15 protein-coding genes are annotated in these 19651 nt (G+C 66.8%); 3 read left to right on the forward strand and 12 right to left on the reverse strand.

The genetic code is table 11. The features are described from left to right. Nucleotides 1-54 precede the first annotated feature (54 nt). The 8 genes from CQ039_RS13485 to rhmD form a co-directional block, all read right to left on the reverse strand. A complete protein-coding gene (locus CQ039_RS13485) occupies nucleotides 55-2784 on the reverse strand; it encodes a TonB-dependent receptor (RefSeq protein WP_105564362.1) in 2730 nt (909 codons plus the stop codon). Between the two features lie 372 nt (nucleotides 2785-3156). Next, nucleotides 3157-4632: an oligogalacturonate lyase family protein gene (locus tag CQ039_RS13490; protein ID WP_105564361.1), complete on the reverse strand. Its 1476-nt coding sequence runs from the start codon at nucleotides 4630-4632 to the stop codon at nucleotides 3157-3159. A gap of 28 nt (nucleotides 4633-4660) precedes the next feature. Next, entirely contained in the window at nucleotides 4661-6955 is a 2295-nt protein-coding gene (locus CQ039_RS13495) for a hypothetical protein (protein WP_199183654.1), read from the reverse strand. Beyond that, nucleotides 6955-8220 (reverse strand): sugar MFS transporter, encoded by a 1266-nt coding sequence (locus CQ039_RS13500; RefSeq protein WP_105564360.1) that lies wholly within the window; start codon nucleotides 8218-8220, stop codon nucleotides 6955-6957. The genes CQ039_RS13495 and CQ039_RS13500 overlap by 1 nt, the downstream gene beginning before the upstream one ends. Before the next feature lie 64 nt (nucleotides 8221-8284). Beyond that, complete coding sequence (locus CQ039_RS13505; RefSeq protein ID WP_105564359.1) at nucleotides 8285-9187, reverse strand: amidohydrolase; 903 nt, start codon at nucleotides 9185-9187, stop codon at nucleotides 8285-8287. An 11-nt stretch (nucleotides 9188-9198) separates the two neighbouring features. Further along, nucleotides 9199-9948 (reverse strand): SDR family NAD(P)-dependent oxidoreductase, encoded by a 750-nt coding sequence (locus CQ039_RS13510; protein WP_105564358.1) that lies wholly within the window; start codon nucleotides 9946-9948, stop codon nucleotides 9199-9201. Next, a complete protein-coding gene (locus tag CQ039_RS13515; RefSeq protein WP_105564357.1) occupies nucleotides 9945-10808 on the reverse strand; it encodes a fumarylacetoacetate hydrolase family protein in 864 nt (287 codons plus the stop codon). The genes CQ039_RS13510 and CQ039_RS13515 overlap by 4 nt, the downstream gene beginning before the upstream one ends. Nucleotides 10809-10821: 13 nt before the next feature. Then, nucleotides 10822-12015 (reverse strand): L-rhamnonate dehydratase, encoded by a 1194-nt coding sequence (rhmD, locus tag CQ039_RS13520; RefSeq protein WP_105564356.1) that lies wholly within the window; start codon nucleotides 12013-12015, stop codon nucleotides 10822-10824. 150 nt (nucleotides 12016-12165) lie between these two features. On the opposite strand from rhmD, the gene CQ039_RS13525 reads away from it, so the two are divergent. The 3 genes from CQ039_RS13525 to lldD are packed head-to-tail and all read left to right on the forward strand — an operon-like array spanning nucleotide 12166 to nucleotide 14901. Continuing rightward, nucleotides 12166-12963 carry an IclR family transcriptional regulator gene (locus tag CQ039_RS13525; protein ID WP_105564355.1) on the forward strand — a complete coding sequence of 266 codons (798 nt, stop codon included), beginning with the start codon at nucleotides 12166-12168 and terminating at the stop codon, nucleotides 12961-12963. A 26-nt stretch (nucleotides 12964-12989) separates the two neighbouring features. Beyond that, entirely contained in the window at nucleotides 12990-13751 is a 762-nt protein-coding gene (locus CQ039_RS13530) for an SDR family NAD(P)-dependent oxidoreductase (protein ID WP_105564354.1), read from the forward strand. Nucleotides 13752-13761: 10 nt separating this feature from the next. Further along, nucleotides 13762-14901 carry an FMN-dependent L-lactate dehydrogenase LldD gene (gene lldD / locus CQ039_RS13535; protein WP_105564353.1) on the forward strand — a complete coding sequence of 380 codons (1140 nt, stop codon included), beginning with the start codon at nucleotides 13762-13764 and terminating at the stop codon, nucleotides 14899-14901. 20 nt (nucleotides 14902-14921) lie between these two features. Here lldD and CQ039_RS13540 read toward each other — a convergent pair whose 3' ends face one another. The 4 genes from CQ039_RS13540 to CQ039_RS13555 form a co-directional block, all read right to left on the reverse strand. Then, nucleotides 14922-16319: an amino acid permease gene (locus tag CQ039_RS13540; RefSeq protein WP_105564352.1), complete on the reverse strand. Its 1398-nt coding sequence runs from the start codon at nucleotides 16317-16319 to the stop codon at nucleotides 14922-14924. 113 nt (nucleotides 16320-16432) lie between these two features. Beyond that, on the reverse strand, nucleotides 16433-16966 hold the full coding sequence (locus CQ039_RS13545) for a PadR family transcriptional regulator (RefSeq protein WP_105564351.1): 534 nt from the start codon (nucleotides 16964-16966) through the stop codon (nucleotides 16433-16435). Between the two features lie 20 nt (nucleotides 16967-16986). Further along, nucleotides 16987-17415, reverse strand: a complete 429-nt coding sequence (locus tag CQ039_RS13550; protein ID WP_105564350.1) for a nuclear transport factor 2 family protein — start codon at nucleotides 17413-17415, stop codon at nucleotides 16987-16989. 14 nt (nucleotides 17416-17429) lie between these two features. Then, nucleotides 17430-19472 carry an NADPH-dependent 2,4-dienoyl-CoA reductase gene (locus CQ039_RS13555; protein ID WP_304529187.1) on the reverse strand — a complete coding sequence of 681 codons (2043 nt, stop codon included), beginning with the start codon at nucleotides 19470-19472 and terminating at the stop codon, nucleotides 17430-17432. Nucleotides 19473-19651 lie beyond the last annotated feature (179 nt).

Consider the following 19651-nt stretch of genomic DNA (forward strand, 5'->3'; position numbering starts at 1 on the left):
CCGGAGCGAAACGCTCCGGGCCAAGTCATGCACTGAAAGGTTCAGGGAGGAAGATCAGTATTTCCAGCGCAATCCGATAGCGACCTCGCGGCCGGTGTGACGGTAGTCGGACACGCGGTCCGTCTCGTCGACGTAGCGATTGTTGTATTCGTCGGTCAGGTTGATGCCTTCCAGCGAGACGGTGAGGTTGTCGGTGAAGGCGTAGGACATGGAGGCGTCGATGTTGGTCGTCGCGTTCATGCCCTCTTCCGAGTTGCCGTTGCTGCCCGGGTAGGACATCAGATAGGGGCTGCGATAGGCGGCCGAGATACGGGCCTGGAAGGGGCCGTCCTCGTAATACAGCGTCGTGTTGTAGGTGTTCTTCGACGAACCCGTCAGGCGGTTCTTGCCCGATGCGCCATAGTCCACTTCCGAGTCGACATAGGTGAAGTTGCCGATGAAGCCGAAGTTCGACCAGACGCCCGGCAGGAAGGTGAAGGGCTGCTGATACTGGATTTCCAGACCGTGCAGCGAGCCGCCTTCGCCGTTAAGCTTGCGCGTGACCTGGAAGACGTCGGTCGGACGCGCCGCGCCTTGCAGCAGTTCGTCGGGCAGGCCCAGATCGCTCCAGACGACGGCGTCGGTCTTGGAAACGATGAAGCTGTCGATGTCCTTGTAGAAGACAGCGGCGGCCAGCAGGCCCTCGTTCTGGAAGTACCACTCGACCGACAGATCGTAGTTGGTGGCGCGGAACGGATCCAGCAGGGGGTTGCCGTAGGAGACGGTGCGCGTGGTCGGCGACACGCCGCCGCCGGGCGTCAGATCGCCCAGCGAAGGCCGCGACATCACCTTGGCGGCGCCCAGGCGGATGACAAGGTCGTCGCGCGGTTCGATGGCCAGGTTGAACGACGGCAGGACGTCGTCGTAGTCATTGGTGGCGGTGACGTAGTTATAGGTCGGACCAGCCGGCGTGGTGACCGTCTGCCAGCCCTTGGACTCGACCTCGGTCTGGGCGTAGCGGACGCCCACGTTGCCGCGCACCGTCATATTGGCGACCTCGGTGTTGAAGTCGGCCTGGACGAAGAGGCCCTTGTCCGTTTCGTCGACTTCACGCTCGCTGCGGTTCGAGACCAACGGGGCGTTATAGACGCTGAGGAAGTCGTTGATCTTCGAGATGTCGGGCACGATGAAGTTCATGCTCGACCCGGCCGGGACGCCGATCTTGCCGTCGATGCTGACGATCTTGCCCAGGGCGTCGACGCCGGTGATACGGTCGGCGCCGGCGGTGGCTGTCGCGGCTCGGGACACGCCCCAGGTGCTGAAGCCGTAGGTGCGATATTCGCCGCCGCCCTTGAGCGTGATCGACGGGGTCCAGTCGTATTCCAGGGCGCCGGCGAAGACATTGTTGTCGAAGTCGCCGCCGCTGGTGCTGCGGGTGCCCTGGACCAGGGTGAAGTCCTTGCCCGAGGTGATGTCGTAGCCGTAGTTGATCATCGGCATGCGGTCATTGCCGCGGAAGTCGATGGTGTAGCCGTTCACGCCCGCCTGTTCGAAGGCGTAGGTGACGTTGATCGGCGTGCGGGCCTCGGACTTGTTGAGGCCCAGTTTCATGTTGCCGCGCAGGCGGTCGGTGAAGTCGTGACGGATGTTCAGCGAGGCCTGGGCGAAAGTGCTCTCGTTGCGGGTGAAGCCGTTTTCCGAGCGCACCAGCATGTTGTCGAACACGCCGTAGGACAGGGCGTTCTTGCCGGCGTCGATGGCGTAGTCGCGCACGATGACATTGTTGACGGCGGCGCGGCTGAAGGCCCAGGCCTCGACGTTGGGGCTCTCCAGTTCCGAGTTCAGGCGCGACCACAGCAGGTCCAGAACGACCTCGGTGCGGTCGCTGGGGCGCCATTGCAGGGCGCCGGTCAGGCCCAGACGATCTTCCTGGGTGTTGCCGAAGGTGTAGCGCGGGATGCGCGGATAGAAGGCGTTCAGCAGTTCGGTGCGCTGAGCCTCGGTCGTGCAGGGGACGCAGCCGCCGAAGTTCTGACCCACGCCATAGGCCTTGGTCGGATCACCCTTCTGCCAGCGCGTGGTGTTGAAGCTCTCGAGGATCGGCGAACGCTCGGAATAGGCGATCGAGCCCAGGATGCCGAAGGTCTTGCTGTCGTTGGACCAGCTCAACAGGCCAGCGGTGCGTGGCACGGTCTTTTCCGACAGGTCGTTGTACGAGGCCTGGACCGAGAGGGCGGAGTTCAGGCCGCTGCGCGAGAAGTCCAGCGGACGGCCGGTCTGCAGGTCGACGGTTGAGCCCAGCGAGCCTTCCTCGATCTCGGCCGACTGGGTCTTGCGGACCTTGATGCTGTTGAACAGCTCGGACGCGAACATCGAGAAGTCGAAGCTGCGGTTGCGGTTGCCGCCCGAGGCCGCCTGGGCTTCCAGGCCGTTGATGCGGGTGCGGGTGAAGTCGCCGCCCAGGCCGCGCACCGAGATGGTGGTGCCCTGGCCGTTGACGCGTTCAATGGTCACGCCGGGCAGGCGCTGGATGGCTTCGGCCAGGTTCTGGTCGGGGAAGTCGGCCATGTCTTCGGCGAAGATGGCGTCCACGGCGCCGGCCTCGCGGCGCTTGATGTTCAGCGCCTGTTGCAGGCTGGAGCGGTAGCCGGTGACGACGATCTCATCGACGGTGGTGGCGGCTTCGGGCTCAGCGGCGGTCGGCTGGGCGTCTTGAGCGAAGGCGGCGGGCGCAGCCCACAGCAGGGCGGTCGCCGACACGCTGGCGATGCACAGAGTCCGGGCGTGGTGGAAGGGCCGTTCCATGTTTCTCTCCCCGCACCGAAGCCAGTGGCACCGGTGTCATTTGTTGGTATGGCGTCGCGCATAGTTGGATGCGGCGCGTGTCACTTCTTGCAATAGCTTCCCGCTTTTTGCAACAGCGTGATGTCAGCGTTCGATCGAGCAGCGAACCGATCTGAGAAAATCACCTTTCTGCGCAATCGGATAGCTCTATCTGATGGTCGCGGATTTGCGGCCAGCGCAGCTCAGTTTCTCGATCAAGAAGGGCTCTGTGGGATGTAATTTCGAATGGCGGAACGACGGTATTGGTCTGTGCGAGCTGTTCCAGTCGGGCGTCACCATCAGAAAAGGCCCCGGCGGTCTCCGGGGCCTTCGGGCGCGGGGCAGGGCGCCCGCTCAGGCGGCGCGGGCCACCTCGACGGCATAGACGTGGTTCTTGCCGTGCATGTTGGAGACGAAGACGATCCATTTGCCGTCGGGCGTGAAGGTCAGGTTGGGCTCCAGCCGGTAGTCGTGGTTGGACAGGTCCACGATCCGTTCAGAGCGCAGATACTCGACGCTGATCTGGTCGTCCTTGTCGCTGGACGGGTCCTCGTCGACGATGGGTTCTGGGCGCAAAAGGACAATCCATTTGCCGTCCGGGGCATGGGCCACCATGTCGCCGTCGCCGCCGTCGCCGGCGAACATTCGGCCATCCGGCGAGACATTGAAGTGGACCGACCAGTCGTTTTGCTCGACCCGGCGATAGACGCGCTTGCCCGTCTCCAGATCGACCGAGGCGACCCAGAAGACCTGACCGCGCGGGGTCTGCAGGTCATAGAGGATCTGCTTGCCGTCGGGGCTGAACCATTCGTGGCCGAAGATCTCGAAATTCATGGTCCGGGTGTGGGTCTTGCGCAGATCCGAGCCGTCGATCTTCATCGTCCACATCCGGTCCACCCGGTGCCAGGGGCCTTCGTGGCAGAAGATGATGCGGTCGGGATCGGTGGGCGAGAACTGGGTATGGCCGATCCACTCATTGGTCTTGTGGATCACACGGCGCTCGCCGGTCGCCATGTCGATGACGAAGATCTCCATCGGATAGCGGGCGGCCCAGCGTTGCAGCATCCGCACGCCCTTGGCGCGGGCGAAGTTCAGCGGCTTTCCGTCCGGGCCGTTGGCGGCGTACTCGGCCTGATCGAAGCGACGGTTGCGCGGGTCGCCGACATTGGGCTGAAGCGGCTGGGAGTCATAGGCGACGAAGCCCAGCAGCAGGGTCTCATCGGCGTTGACCGAGTTGACCTGGCCATTGGGAATGCGGGCGATCCGGCGCACGCGCTTGGTGTCGGCGTCGATGACATAGAGGGTCTTGGCGCGGTCCATCAGCTGGGCCTCGCTGGGCTCCGTCACCGAATAATAGACATTGCGGCCCTGGCGGCCTGTGAACATCAGGTCGGCCCTGGTGTCCGCGACCAGGACTTCGCGCGCCCAGGTCGACAGGTTGACCGTGGTGATGCCCTCAGGGGTCGTGATGACCATCAGGTCCGGCTTTCCGGCCTTCGAGGGCAGGAACATGTTCTTGTAAAAGTAAGGCTTGCCGCCGCCGCCATCGGGCGACAGGCGCAGGATGCGGTGGCCGGTGTGCTGGTCCACCCAGTCGGCGGGCACGGGGCCGGACCAGGTGGGGCGCTGATGGGGCACGTCCTGGGTGGATGAGGGGGCGGTGTTGGGCGCAGGCCATGCCGGAACCTGACCAGCGGGGGGCAGGGCGGGTTGCAGGCCGTTGGCGGCGCGCGGCGCGGGGGTGGCGCTCTGGGCGTGGGCGACGCCGGCGACCCCCAGGGCGGGGGCGGCCAGCAGGGCCTTCAGAGCCAGTCGGCGGGACGTCGTCATAGGGCGTTCCTCTTTGTTGTGGTGCGACTTAAGGGGCCGGGGTCAGGCCTTCGACCCGCACCGTCCAGCCGTCCTTGGGGAAGCCGGGGGCGTGGCCGCTCGAGCCGTCCCAGCCGCCGGCCATCAGGCCGACCGCCATCAGCAGCGAGCCGTTGGACGGGAAATAGGTCTCGGCCGCGCGGCGATAGCCGGCGCCGTCCGGGTTGACCGACATGGTGACGCCGCCGGCTCCGGCGGAGACCGGCACCAGTTCGTCGGCGTGCTCGTCCAGGTGGACGCGCGGGGTCATGCCGGTGACGCCCCACTGATTGTTCTTCAGATCCGCGAACAGCCAGTCGACGGCCTTTTCCGGCTCGCCGAGGCGGGCGGCGGTCATGGCCATCATCGGGAAGTCCCAGCCCCAGGTCTGGCGCACGTCCCAGTTCTGCTCCACCGCTTCGAAGGTGCGGCGCATGGCGGCAGGGTCGATCCGCGCGCCGGGGATGAAGCCGTAAGCCATCAGGAAGGAGGGGTGGTCGCGGTTCTTGCACTGGGCCGCCGCCGCATGCTTGCGGCAGGCGTCGGACATGGCCGTGTCCCAGAAGTCCGGCACGCTTTCGACCGGCAGATAGAGACCGTCCTTCATCGCCGGCGGGGCGATTTTCGCGAGCGCCTGATCCCAGTCGGCGCGGCGGGCCTGGCCCTGACGGATGCGCCACTGTTGCGCGGTTTCCAGCGCCCAGCGGAAGTACTCGACCTCGAAGGTCGGGTTGATCGTGGTCAGGGGATCATAGTTTTCCTGAGCCGGGATCAGGGGCGTGCCCAGGTTCAGGCGGCCGTTCGCCTCGATGGGCCAGGAGGCCAGCAGGTCGGCGGTGGCCGCGACCAGTTCGTCGTAGCGGGCCAGCACCGCCAGGTCCTTCTCAGAGCGCCAGACCAGTTCGGCCATCAGGATCGGGTGCGGCTGCTGCCACATGATGAAGGGGGAGACGAGGCTGGGGCTGTTGCGGCCTTCCGGTCCCACCATCTTGGGCCACCAGGCGCCCTTGACCCCGTGACGCGCGGCCTCGGCGCGGGCGTTGTCGAGGTTGCCCAGATACCAGGGCAGGCTGCGCTCCAGCATCTCGGGATGGCCCCACATGGCCTGCCAGCCGGCGTGCCAGGGGTGCATCTCCAGATGGAACTTGCCGTACCAGGAGTTGGAGAAGAGGCCTTCTTCTTGCGGCGGCAGTTCGCCCGCGCCGTTTACCGCCGACAGGTATTGCGACAGCACCACGCGGCGCTCCAGCTCGGCGGCGCGCGGGTCGGTGGAGCCGGAAAAGTCGACGGCGCCGCCCTTCGTCCAGAAGGCGTTCCAGTGCGTGGTCACGGCCTGAACGCTGGCGGAATAGGCGGGGGCCTTGGTGGTGTCGGCCTGCTGGTCGAAGCGGACCATGACGGTCAGCCGGTCACGACCATTGGCGACGACGCTGAAACGGTCGGCGCCGCTCTGCTCGATCTTACCCGAGGCGGTGATGCCGGAATAATAGGTGGTGTCGTCCAGGGTGCGGCGAATGCGGACGTCGCCGGTGTCGAAAGCGACGACATCCAGGCTCTGGGCGCCCGCGCCGTCGAAGCTGGTCGGATCGGGGTTGATGGCCGGGTTCACGCTGGGATAGCGGACCTGAACGCCCAGGCCCTGAGACGCGACCAGAGGCGAGGCGATCTCGACCATGACCATGTCGAGTTCGGGGTGGACGCGGGTGACGACCTCGACCGGCTGGCCGTCATAGGTGAAGCGGCTGGTCAGGGCGCCGGTCCACAGGTCCAGGGTCTGACGCGTGTTCGCCACCTTGGCGAAGTCCAGGGCGCGGCCGTCGTTGAAGCTCAGGCCGATGCGGCTGAGCGAGATGCGGTGCGGATTGGCCCGCAGCCAGGTGTAGGCGGGGTTGGTCTCGGCCTCGGCCCAGGACTTCATCCAGGCGTAGGGCTGCTCGCCGCGACCAGGGACCGGGACCTCGATCAGGCCGTTGGCCTCGGTATAGCCCTCGGGGTTGGGGAAGCTGTGCCAGGCCCACTGGGCCATGGTCAGCAGGGGGGCCAGTTCCGAATACTGCTCGGGGAAGGTCTGCAGGCCGGTGATGTCGGCGGTGAAGCCCAGATCGCCATTGCCCAGCTGGACCGGGGCGTGACGGTCGATGGCGGTCAGCGTTACATTGTGGCGCTGGGCCAGGGCTTGTCGGTCGATCGGGGCCGTCGGAGCGACCGCCGCGATGGGCTGGACGGTCTGGGCGCAGGCGCCCAGAGGAAAGGTGACGGGGCCGGCCAGCAGGGTGAAGGCGAGCAGGGCGGAACGCAGACGCATCAGTTGGCCTCCGTCTTCAGGCCCAGACCCGCGCCCTTCCAGCCATACCAGGCCACGACCACGAAGCAGGCGGCGGGCAGCAGGAAGGCGATGTTGGCGCCGTACAGGTCGGCCAGCTTGCCCATGGGCCAGGGCAAAAGTACGCCACCGCCGATGGCCATGACCATGAGGGACGAGGCCTTCTTGGTGTGGACCCCCAGGCCCGTGGTGCCCAGGGCGAAGATGGTGGCGAACATGGTCGACATGAAGAAGAAGACGGCGATCAGGGCGATCGGCGACACCTTGTCGATGCCGGCGGCGACGATCAGCGTCAGGATGACGTTGATGACGCCATAGGTGGTCAGCAGGGTGCGCGGCTTGACCTTCAGCAGCAGGGCCGTGGCGGCGAAGCGGCCGACCAGATAGCCGATGGCGGCCAGCGACAGCATGAAGGCGCCTTGCTGCGAGCTGAGGCCCGCCCAGTTGTGCGTCACCAGGTTGATGAAGTAGGCGCCGATGCCGACCTGGGCGCCGATGTAGAGGGCCTGGGTCACCACGCCGGCGATGAAGTGTGGTTGTTGCGACAGGGGCTTGGCGGGCGCGTCGCCATCGACAGCGGCGCCGTGGTCGGACAGGCCAGTTTCGGGCAGACGGGCGCGCCAGACGACGGCGGCGAAGACCAGGACCGCGACGGCGATCAGGCCATAGACGATCTGGATCGAGCGGGTGGCGCCGCCCAGAGCTTCGGTGGTCGAGGGGCTGAAGAAGACCGCGCCGCCGATCATCGGACCGATGAAGACGCCGAGCGCATTGAACGACTGGGCCAGGTTCAGGCGCTGCGAGGCCTTGGCTGGGTCGCCCAGGACGTTGACGTAGGTGTCAGCCGAGGTCTCCAGCACGCACAGGCCGGCCGCCAGGACGAACATGGAGCCGACGAAGGGCAGGAAGCTGCCGGCGTCAGCCGCCGGAATGAAGAGCAGGGCGCCGATGGCGGTCAGGCCCAGGCCCGAGACGATGCCGAACTTGTAGCCGCGCGCGTTCAGCAACATGCCGGCGGGCAGGCTGAGCAGAAGATAGGCGCCGAAATAGGCGATCTGCAGCCACGAGCTGTCCGCCTGGCTGATGCTGAGCGTCTCCTGGAAATGCTTGTTCAGCACGTCCAGCAGGCCATAGGCCAGGCCCCAGATCAGGAAGCAGCCGATGGCGAAGGCCAGCGGGCCGCGTAGGTTGCCGGCGGGGAAGGCAAGACCCCCAGGGGTGTGGGCGGCGTCGGTTTCGATACTCATGTCGTCCTCTTGAGCGTCCTCGGGACCGGCGCCGTCTTGATGCGGGCTCGGCGTATGATGGGGGTCAGATGCGGTAGATCGCCTCGGCGTTGGCGGCGAACAGGCGGTCGCGCTCATCGGCCGAGAAGGCGGCGGTGATGGCGTCGAAGGCGGAATAGAAGGCGTCGAAGCTGCCGTGCACCCGCTCGACCGGGAAGTCGCTGGCGAACATGGCGCGGTGCGTCCCGAAGGTCTCGATGCAGGTCAGCACGATGGGACGGATGCTGTCGGGCGTCCAAGCGCGGTCGGTGATGCCGAGGCCGGAAAGCTTGATCGAGACCTGCGGGCGCTCGGCCAGGGCCTTCAGCCCGGCGCGCCAGATCGCCAGGCCTTCGGCGTCGCGGTCGGTCGGCAGGCCCGCGTGGTTGATGATCAAGGAAATGTCGGGATGAGCGTCGGCCAGTTCGACCGCGCTGGCCATCTGCGACGGATAGAGCTGCAGGTCGAAGGACAGGCTGTGTCGCGCAAGCTTGCCGAAGCCCGCGCGCCATATAGGGTCCTGCAGGGGATCGGCGGGATTGTAGGTCTTCTTAGGGTCGGCGTGCCAGCAGACGATCTGGCGCACGCCTCGGACGTTGCGTCGGGCGGCGTGAGCGTCCAGCAGGGCGTCCAGATCGGGATCGGTCAGATCGGCGCCGGCGACGATGCCGTGGGGATAGCCGTAGGTGTCGGCCAGGGCTTGAAGCCAGTCGGTTTCGGCCAACTGATGACCGCGCGGCTGGCCGGCCTCGACGTGGACGATCTTGTCCACGCGCCAGTTCGTCGTGTCGGCCAGATAGTCTTTCAGCAGGTAGTCGCGGTGCGCGATCGGGGACATGTCCCCCGCCGGATTGTTCGGCAGGGGATCGTCTTGCAGCCAGCCATAGCGGGCGCGCGACAGGTCCCACAGGTGGACGTGGCAGTCGACGATGCGAAGGTCGCGGCCCACCTGCGGCGCTCCTAGTAGGTCGTGCGGCCGCCCGACGTATCGAACGTCGAGGCGGTGGTGAAGCTGCATTCTTCGGACGCCATGAAGCAGACCATGGCGGCGCTTTCATCGACTTCGCCCAAGCGGCCCATGGGGATCTTGGAGCGCATGTAGTCGACCTGGCTCTGGGGCAGTTGCGCCAGGATGGGGCTCTCGAAGGTGGCGGGGGTCAGGCTGTTGGCGATGACGCCCTTGCCGGCCAGTTCCTTGCCCAGCGACTTGGTGAAGCCGATCACCCCGGCCTTGGACGCCGAATAGGCCGAGGCGTTGGGGTTGCCCTCCTTGCCCGCGACCGAGGCCACGTTGACGATGCGGCCATAGTCGTTGGCCAGCATGTAGGGGACAATGGCGCGCGAGCAGTAGAAGACGCCGTTCAGATTGATGTCGACCACGCGCTTCCAGCTGTCGAGCGGGAACTCGTGCACCGGCACGGTCGCGCCGGTGATGCCGGCCGAGGCGACCAGGATGTCGATGCGACCCAGAGCCTCATGCGAGGTCCTGGCGGCGGCTTCGACGGCCTCAGGGTCGGAGACGTCCAGCGCCACGACGGCGGTGGCGCCCACTTCGTCGGCGGCGGCTTTCAGCGCGTCAGCGTTGAGGTCCCAGAGAACGACCTTGCCGCCCTCGGCGACGATGCGGGCGGCCGAGGCCTTGCCCAGACCCGAGGCGCCGCCCGTCACGACGGCCGTGCGGCCGGTGAAACGTCCCTGATAGGCGCTCATGCGACCACGTCCTTGGACCAGGCGACGACCGACTGGCGCTGGCTGCCCAGTTTCTCGATGCCCAGTTCCATCACGTCGCCGGCCTTGAGGTAGAAGGGCTCGGGCTTCTGGCCCAGGCCGACGCCGGGCGGCGTGCCGGTGGTGATCAGGTCGCCCGGTTCCAGGGTCATGAACTGGCTGACGTAGGAGACGATTTCGGCCACGCCGAAGATCATGGTCTGGGTGTTGCCGGTCTGCATGCGCTTGCCGTTGAGGTCCAGCCACATGTCCAGGCTCTGGACGTCGCCGACTTCATCCGTGGTGACGATCCAGGGGCCAACCGGGCCGAAGGTGTCGCAACCCTTGCCCTTGTCCCAGGTGCCGCCGCGCTCGGTCTGGAAGGCGCGTTCCGATACGTCGTTGATCAGGACATAGCCCGCGACGTGGTCCAGGGCGTCGGCCTGTTCGACGTAGGAGGCGCGCTGGCCGATGACGATGCCAAGCTCGACTTCCCAATCGGTCTTCTCAGAGCCGCGAGGGATGACAACGGTGTCGTTCGGGCCCGTCAGGCAGGAGACGGCCTTGGTGAAGACCACGGGCTCCGCCGGGATGGGCAGGTTGGACTCGGCGGCGTGGTCGGCGAAGTTCAGGCCGATGGCGATGAATTTGCGCACGCCGTTGACCGGCACGCCATAGCGCGGCTGGCCCTCGACCAGGGGCAGGGTCTCGGGATCAATCGCCTTCAGCGCGGCCAGGCCTTCGCCCCACAACTGCTCGGGGGTGATGTCGGCGACGACGCCGGACAGGTCGCGGATGCGACCTTGGGCATCCAGGGCGCCGGGCTTTTCCTGGCCCACAGGGCCATAACGCAGGAGTTTCATAGGGTATGCCTTCTTAGCGGGCGTAGGGGCGATGCAGGGCGATGTCGCGGTTCAGCTCGACGCCGAAACCGGGCGTGTCGGGAACCTTCAGCTTGCCGTTCACGGGGACGGGCTCGCCGATTAGCTGCGGATGGAACATGGGCACGACCTCGTCGGCGCCGGGGGCCATCATCAGGAACTCGGCGAACGGGCTGTTATGGCGCGTCACGACGAAGTGGTAGGAATAGACGGACGACCCGTGCGGGATCATCAGCACGCCCTTGGCGTCGGCCATGGCGGAAATCTTGATCAGTTCGGTCACGCCGCCGCACCAGCCCACGTCGGGCTGGATGATGTCGCAGCATTCCATTTCCAGCAGCATGCGGAAGCCCCAGCGGGTGGCCTCGTGCTCGCCGGTGGTGACCAGCATGCCCTTGGGGGCATTCTTCTTCAGCGCCTGATAGCCCCAGTAGTCGTCGGGGCTCAGGGCCTCTTCGATCCACTTCAGACCCATCTTGTGGGCTTCATGGGCCAGGCGGGTGGCGTAGTTGAGGTCCAGCGCCATCCAGCAGTCGAACATCAGCCAGAAGTCGTCGCCGCAGGCGTTGCGCATAGCTTCAAGCTCGGCCAGGTTTTTGCGTAGGCCTTCCTCGCCCTCGGCCGGGCCGTGGTGCAGGGGCATCTTGCCGCCGATGAAGCCCAGTTCCTTGGCTTTGTCGGGGCGTGCGCCGGTGGCGTAGAAGGTCAGCTCGTCGCGCACCGGCCCGCCGAGCATGGCGAAGACCGGCTCCTGACGCAGGCGGCCCAGCAGGTCCCACAGCGCCAGATCGACGCCGGAGATGGCGTTCACCACCAGACCCTTGCGGCCGTAATACTGGGTGGAGAAATACATCTGGTCCCAGATCTTCTCGACCTCGGACGGATCGCGCCCTTCGAGGAAGCGGGCCAGATGCTTCTCGACGATATAGGCGGCGGGTTCGCCGCCGGTCGTGACGGCGAAGCCGACCACGCCGTTGTCGGCCTCGATCTCGACCACCAGGGTGCCCAGCACATTGATGCCGAAGCTGCGGCGGCTCTGGCGGTACTCGGGGTACTTGGCCATCGGCGTGGCGATGTGATCGTCGATCCAGTGGCCGTCGCCCTGATCGTGATAGTCGGCGCCGCCGCCGGTTCCGTCGTTTTTCACGACGAAAGCGCGGACGTGTTTGATTTTCGGCAGGCGGCTCATTGGCAAATCACCGAAATACGGTAATCCGCTCCCATCATGCGGGATTTCACTGGCGTTCCTCCGTGCGACCCGTCAAACTTGCCAACCATTTGAGCGGCCCGCTTGCGTGTTTTGCTACATTCTGGGAATGAGGATTACGAGATGGGACGAATGACGTCAATCAAGACCGAGCAAGTCGAGGGCGAAGAGGAAACCGGGGTCAAGGCCTCCGGCAGCCAGACCCTGCTGCGTGGTCTGGATGTCATCGATGCGCTGATCGACGGCTCCCTGCCGCTGGCCGAGCTGTCCGAGAAGCTGGAGCTGACGCGCAGCACCACCCACCGCCTGGCCTCGGCCCTGGTGGATCGTCGCCTGCTGTCCTTCCGCCCACGCGAGGGCTACAGCCTCGGCCCGAAGCTGCTGGAGTTGGGCCACGCCGCCAGCCAGCAGATGCATCTGCCGCGCGTGGCGCGCCCCTATCTGGAACATCTGTCGGCGGTGACCGACGACACGGTCCATCTGGGCGTGCTGGACGGCCGTTTCGCGCTCTATCTGGACAAGGTGCCAGGGCGGCGTCGGGTCAACATCGGATCGCGCCTGGGGGAGCGTCACCCCATCGCCTCGACCGGTCTGGGCAAGGCGCTGATCCTCGACAAGTCCGAGCCGGAATGGAGCGATTTCTACGCCCCCGAGGGCACGGCCTTTGATTCCGCCGCCCGCGCGGTCTGGATGGAGCGGATGCGCGGCTATGCGCAAAAGGGCTACGCCTTCGACCTGGAAGAAAACGAGGATCAGGTCCGCTGCGTCGCTGCGCCGATCCGTTCGGTCGACGGCCATGTGGTCGCCGCGATCAGCGTCTCGTCCGCCGCCCAATACATGTCCGACGCCCGGATGGCCGAGCTGACCAAGACGGTCACCGACGCCGCCAACGCCATCAGCGGCGACCTGGGCTGGACCCCCAAACCCTGAATCAACTGAGACTGTACGGAGCCCCCATGCTGCTTAAAGACAAGGTCGTCCTCATCACCGGAGGATCGCGAGGCATCGGGGCCGCTGTGGCCGTGGAAATGGCCAAACAGGGCGCGGACGTGGCCATCAACAGCCACTCGGGCGGCGCGGCTGCGGCTGAAGTGATCGCGGCGGTCGAGGCCCATGGTCGGCGCTGCATCTCGGTTGAGGGCGACGTGGCCCTGCCGGAAACGGCGGCGGCCTTTGTGCAGGCGGCGGTCGAGGCCTTTGGCAAGGTGGACGTCTTCGTCTCCAACGCCGGCATCTGCCCCTTCCACGCTTTCCTCGACATGCCCGCCGAGACGCTGAAGCGGACCATGGAGGTCAACCTGCACGGCGCCTACTTCATGACCCAGGCGGCGGCCAATCAGATGGTCAAGCAGGGGAAGGGCGGGGCCATTGTCGCCATCAGCTCGATCTCGGCCCTGGTCGGCGGCGAGTTCCAGACCCACTACACCCCGACCAAGGCGGGCGTGCACAGCCTGATGCAGTCCTGCGCTATCGCCCTGGGCAAGCACGGCATCCGCTGCAACTCGGTGCTGCCGGGCACCATCCTGACCGACATCAACAAGGACGACCTGGCCGATCCGGCCAAGCGTGAATACATGGAAGGCCGCATCCCGCTGGGCCGTCTGGGCCAGCCCGAAGACATCGGCGGCGCGGTCGCCTTCCTGGCCTCGGACATGGCGGCCTATGTCACCGGCGCGGCCCTGCTGGTCGACGGCGGCGCCTTTGTGAACCTGCAATAGGGCGCGTGGCGTGAAGGCGGCCTCCATCACCGACTATCGCGAGCTGGCGCGCCGGCGTCTGCCGCGCTTCCTGTTCGAGTACATTGACGGCGGCTCCTACGCCGAGACGACGCTGGGGCGGAACGTCAGCGATCTACGCGACGTGGCCCTGCGCCAGCGGGTGCTGCGCGACGTGTCGGACATCGACCTGTCGGCGACCCTGTTCGGTCAGAAGATCAGCCTGCCGGTCGCGCTTGCGCCCGTCGGGCTGGCGGGGATGAACGCCCGGCGCGGGGAGGTTCAGGCCGCCCGCGCCGCCGCTGCGTTTGGCGTGCCCTTCACCCTGTCCACGGTCGGGGCCTGTTCGATCGGTGAGGTGGCGGAGGGCAGCCCGACGCCCTTCTGGTTCCAGCTCTACATGATCCGTGATCGGGCCTTCATGGCGGATTTGCTGGATCTGGCCGAGGCGGCGAAATGCCCGGCCCTGATCTTCACCGTCGACATGCCGGTGCCGGGTTCGCGCTATCGCGACTATCACTCGGGTCTGGCGGGGGCCTCGGGCTTCTTCGGCGACGTGCGCCGGGCGATGCAGGCGGTGGCCCATCCGGCCTGGGCCTGGGACGTCGGCGTCCGGGGCGGTCCCCATTCGCTGGGCAATGTCGCGCCGGTGCTGAAGGGCAAGACCGGTATCGACGACTTCTTCGCCTGGATGCGCGACAACTTCGACCCCACCGTGACCTGGGACGATCTGGCCTGGGTGCGTGAACGCTGGAAAGGACCGCTGATCATCAAGGGCGTGCTGGACGCCGACGACGCCCGACGCGTCGCCGATCTGGGCGCTGACGGCCTGGTGGTGTCGAACCACGGGGGGCGGCAACTGGACGGCGTCCTGTCCTCGACCCGCGCCCTGCCGCCCATCGCCGACGCGGTGGAGGGGCGGCTGACGGTCCTGGCTGACGGCGGGGTCCGCAGCGGTCTGGACGTGGCGCGGATGATGGCCCTGGGCGCCGACGGCGTGCTGATCGGCCGGGCCTGGGCCTATGCCCTGGCCGCGCGTGGCGAGGCGGGCGTCAGCCATGTCCTCAACCTGATGGCCGCCGAGATGAAGGTGGCCATGGCCCTGACCGGGGTCACCCGCGTCGATCAGTTGGACCGCACCACCCTGGCCTGATCAGGCGGCGCTGGCGGGGGCTACTTCCCCGCCAGGCTGTGGCGACGGCCATAGGCCAGATAGACGGCGATCCCGGCCAGGTTCCAGAACAGGAACCACAGGTGGGTCTTCTGCGGCAGACTGGCCAACAGATAGAGGCAGCCGGCGATGGCGATCGGCCCGACCACCCAGGCCAGGGGCGTGCGGAAGCCGCGCGGCGCGTCGGGGGCGCGGCGGCGCATGATCAGCATACAGGCCGCCACCGCCGTAAAGGCCACCAGCGACCCGGCATTGGCCAGGGCGACGATCTCGTCCAGCGGCAGGAACAGGCTGATGGCGCCGACGATGGCGACGGTGAACAGGGTGATGCGGATCGGCCGCCCGCCCTTGGACACCTTGGACAGGCCATGCGGCAGCAGACCGTCACGGGCCATGACGAAGAAGATGCGGCTCTGGCCATAGAAGAAGGCCATGATGACGGTCGGCAGGGTGATGACGGCGGTCACCGCCAGGAAGTGGGCGGCGCCGGGCTGGTTGATCTCGCGCAGGATCAGGGCCAGGGGCTCGGGGCTGTTGGCGAAGCGGATGAAGGGCGTGGCCCCCAGGGCCGCCAGGGCGATCACCGTATAGATGGCGGCGCAGGCGAACATGGAGCCGATGATGCCGATGGCCAGATCGCGCTTGGGATTGCGGGTTTCCTCGGCGGCGGTGGCGATGGCGTCAAAGCCGTAGAAGGCCGAGAAGATGATGGCGGCCGCCGCCATGACCCCGCGCTCGATCCCGTCGGCGCCCATGTTGCGGGCGAAGCCATAGGGGCTGAAGGGCTCCAGGTTGGCGGCGTCGAAATGGGGCAGGGCGAACCAGACGAAGACGGCCAGGGCCGACAGCTTCACCGCCACCAGGATCATGGTCAGGCTGGCGCTCTTGCGCGTGCCGGCGATCAGCAGGGCCGCGACCAGGGCGATGACGAACAGGGCGGGCAGGTTGGCGATCCCGCCCGCGTGCGGGGCCTGCATCAGGGCCATGGGCACGCCCGCCCAGCCGTTCAGCAAGGGGGCGGCATAGCCCGACCAACTGACGGCCACGGCGCTGACCACTAGACTGTATTCCAGGATCAGGCTCCAGCCGATGATCCAGGCGAAGACCTCGCCCATGACGACGTAGCTATAGGTATAGGCGCTGCCCGAGGCTGGGATCATCGAGGCCATCTCGGCATAGGCCAGGGCGGCGCAGGCGCAGACAAAGCCGGCGATCAGGAAGGATAGCAGGACCGCGGGGCCCGCCTTGTCGGCGCCGATGCCGATCAGGGTCAGGATGCCGGTGCCGACGATGGCGCCGACGCCCATGGCGATCAGATGCGGCCAGCTCAGGGTGCGGGGCAGGGCCTGGGCATTGTGAGTGTCGGCGTCGATGCGCTTGCGTGCGTTCCAGCGGCCCATGTGGCGGTTCCCGGGGAGGTGGCGTCCATTGTCGCACGGATCGAGGGTGCGGAAAAACGGACGGGGTCGGCTGGAAACGGCAATAAAAGGGCGTTTTTGTGGGCGCGGCTCTCCTAGAGCGGCGTTTGCAGGATGGCGACGGCCTCTTCGCACAGGGCGATGCGCTGGCGCTCGAACTCGATACCGGCCTTCAGCACGAGGTGTTGCAGACGCTGTTCGCGTGCGGCGGGGGCGCTCGGGTAATGCCGCGCCTCGATGGCCAGATAGGCGGCCAGCTTGTCGCGGTGGCGGGCGGCGACGGCCTCCAGTTCCTCCGCCAGGCCGGTGGGGCCGACCACGGCCTCGGCCCGCAGCCGCACCATCAGCTCGTCGCGGATGGCGGGTGGATCCTGATGCTCGCCGATCCATCGTTGAAGTTCGGCGCGACCGGGCGCCAGGATGCAGAAGCGCCGCTTGCCCCCGCGCGCGCCCTCGACCGGCGCGGCCTCGACCCAACCCGCCGCTTCGAGGCGGGCCAGCTCGCGATAGATTTGCTGATGCGTCGCCTGCCAGAAATAGCCGATCGAGCGGTCAAAGCGGTTAGCCAGCTCGGACCCCGAACCGGGGCGTTCGGCCAGCGACGTCAGAAGGGCGTGAGGCAGGGACATGGGGTCTGGATAGCCGAAGCTCAGGAGGCCTTGAAGGCGGGCAGGATGGCGCCGAGGCGCTGGCCCATTTCCTCGGCCATGGCCTGAACCCCGCTGAGCGGGCGCATCATGACCTCGAAATCGACGATCTGGCCGTCTTCGTTGAAGCGGATGAAGTCGATGCCCTTGACGCTCTTGTCCCCGACCTTGGCGCTGAACTCCAGCACCACGCTGAGGCCGTCGGCGGTGACGGCCTCGCGGTGATAGGCGAAGTCCGAGAAGACGCTGGCGGCGGTGCTGACCGCCAGAACCACGGCGTCGGCGCTGTGATAGGCCTTGTAGGCCACCGGCGAGCGGAAGACGGCGTCAGGATGGGTGATGGCGCGCAAGGCCCCGAGGTCCTGAGCCGTGACCATGGCGTGCCATTTGGCCAGCGAAGCAGCGGCGGCGGGATGCAGATTCAGCGTCATGGGCTTGTCCTCGGTTAGATGGCGGCGGCCAGGCGCACGCCCTGGTCGATGGCGCGTTTGGCGTCCAGTTCGGCGGCCACATCAGCCCCGCCAATCAGATGAACCGAACAGCCGCGCGCGATCAGGTCGTCGTGCAGATCGCGCAAGGGGTCTTGGCCCGCGCAGATGATGACGTGATCCACCGGCAGGGTCTTTTCGGCGCCGTCGATGGTGACGTGCAGGCCCTCGTCGTCGATGCGATTGTACGAGACGCCGCTGGCGGTGACGACGCCGTGCATCTTCAGCGCGGCGCGGTGGATCCAGCCCGTCGTCCGGCCCAGACGCTCGCCGACCTTGCCGGTCGAGCGCTGCATCAGGAAGACCTGACGCTCCGCCGGTTCGACTTCGGGTGCGCAGCGGCCCCCTGCGGCACGGTATTCGGGATCGACGCCCCAGGTGCGGAAGAAGCGGTCGATGGACGGGGCTTCATGGCTTTCGACCAGATATTCGCTGACATCGTGCCCGATGCCGCCCGCGCCGATGACGGCCACGGTCTTGCCGACCGGAACCTCGTCGCGCAGGACATCGAGATAGGAAAGGGCCTTGGGGTGGTCGATCCCGTCGATCTCGGGCGTGCGCGGACTGACGCCGGTGGCCAGAACGATCTCGTCGAAACCCTCGTCGGCCAGAGCGTTCGCCTCGGCGCGGGTGTTCAGGCGGACGGTGACGCCGGTCAGTTCCAGTTGCTTGCGGAAGTAGCGCAGGGTCTCGCCGAACTCCTCCTTGCCGGGGATTTTCTTGGCGATGTTGAACTGGCCGCCCACGTCGCTGGAGGCCTCGATCAGGGTGACGTCGTGGCCGCGTTCCGCCGCCGTGACGGCGAAGCTGAGGCCCGCAGGCCCGGCGCCGACGACGGCGATTTTCCTGGCGGCTTCGGTCGGGGCGATGACCAGCTCCGTCTCATGGCAGGCGCGCGGATTGACCAGGCAGGAGGTGATCTTGCCGGCGAAGGTGTGGTCGAGGCAGGCCTGATTGCAGCCGATGCAGGTGTTGATCTCGTCGGCGCGATCCTCGCGCGCCTTCTGCACAAAGGCGGCGTCGGCCAGCAGGGGGCGGGCCATCGACACCATGTCGCAATAGCCCTCGGCCAGCAGGTTCTCGGCGACCTCGGGCGTATTGATGCGGTTGGTGGCGACCAGGGGAATCGAGACCTCGCCCTTCAGCCGCTTGGTCACCCAGGCGAAGGCGGCGCGCGGGACGCTCGTGGCGATGGTGGGGATGCGCGCCTCGTGCCAGCCGATGCCGGTGTTGAGGATGGTGGCGCCCGCCGCCTCGATGGCCTTGGCCAGTTGCACCACCTCGTCGGCGGTCGAGCCGCCCTCGACCAGGTCCAGCATCGACAGGCGATAGATGATGATGAAGTTGGGGCCGACGCGCTCACGCGTGCGGCGCACGATCTCGAGCGGCAGGCGGATGCGGTTCTCGTAGGACCCGCCCCATTCGTCGTCGCGCTGGTTGGTGCGGGCGGCGATGAACTCGTTGATCAGATAGCCCTCGGAGCCCATGACCTCGACGCCGTCATAGCCGGCGGACTGGGCCAGGGCGGCGCAGCGCACAAAGTCTGCGATGGTCTGCTCGACCTCCTCGCCGGTCAGGGCGTGGGGGGCGAAGGGGGTGATCGGCGCCTGGATGGCCGAGGGGGCCACCAGGTCGGGATGATAGGCGTAGCGGCCGAAATGCAGGATCTGCAGGGCGATCTTGCCGCCCTCGGCGTGGACGGCATCGGTGATGAGGCGGTGGTGGTCGGCCTCTTCCTCGGTGGTCAGCTTGGCGCCCCAGGGCATGGGCCGGCCGCGCTCGTTGGGCGAGATGCCGCCGGTGACGATCAGGCCGACCTCGCCCCGCGCCCGCTCTGCGTAGAAGGCGGCCATGCGCTCGAAGCCGTTCTCGACCTCCTCCAGCCCGACGTGCATCGAGCCCATCAGCACCCGGTTCTTCAGGGTGGTGAAGCCGAGGTCGAGGGGCTTCAGCAGTTCGGGATAGGGCATGGCGGCAGCCTGTTTTGCAATCCGTTTCATAAACTCTACCGTCCTGGCTTCATTTTGCAATGGGTTGCAATAAGCGCGATCCAACGGGCTGCGCCTGTCCGTTACGAGGGGCGAGCTGCGACCCTGCGCACGTCATTCTGATCTGGTCTGGCGGGTCGATAGGCTTTAGCTAAAGGCGAGAAGTCGGCGGGGCGGCGGGTGTTTGGGAC

Origin of the sequence: Brevundimonas sp. MYb52, assembly GCF_002979535.1 — a bacterium.
Taxonomy (GTDB): Bacteria; Pseudomonadota; Alphaproteobacteria; order Caulobacterales; family Caulobacteraceae; genus Brevundimonas.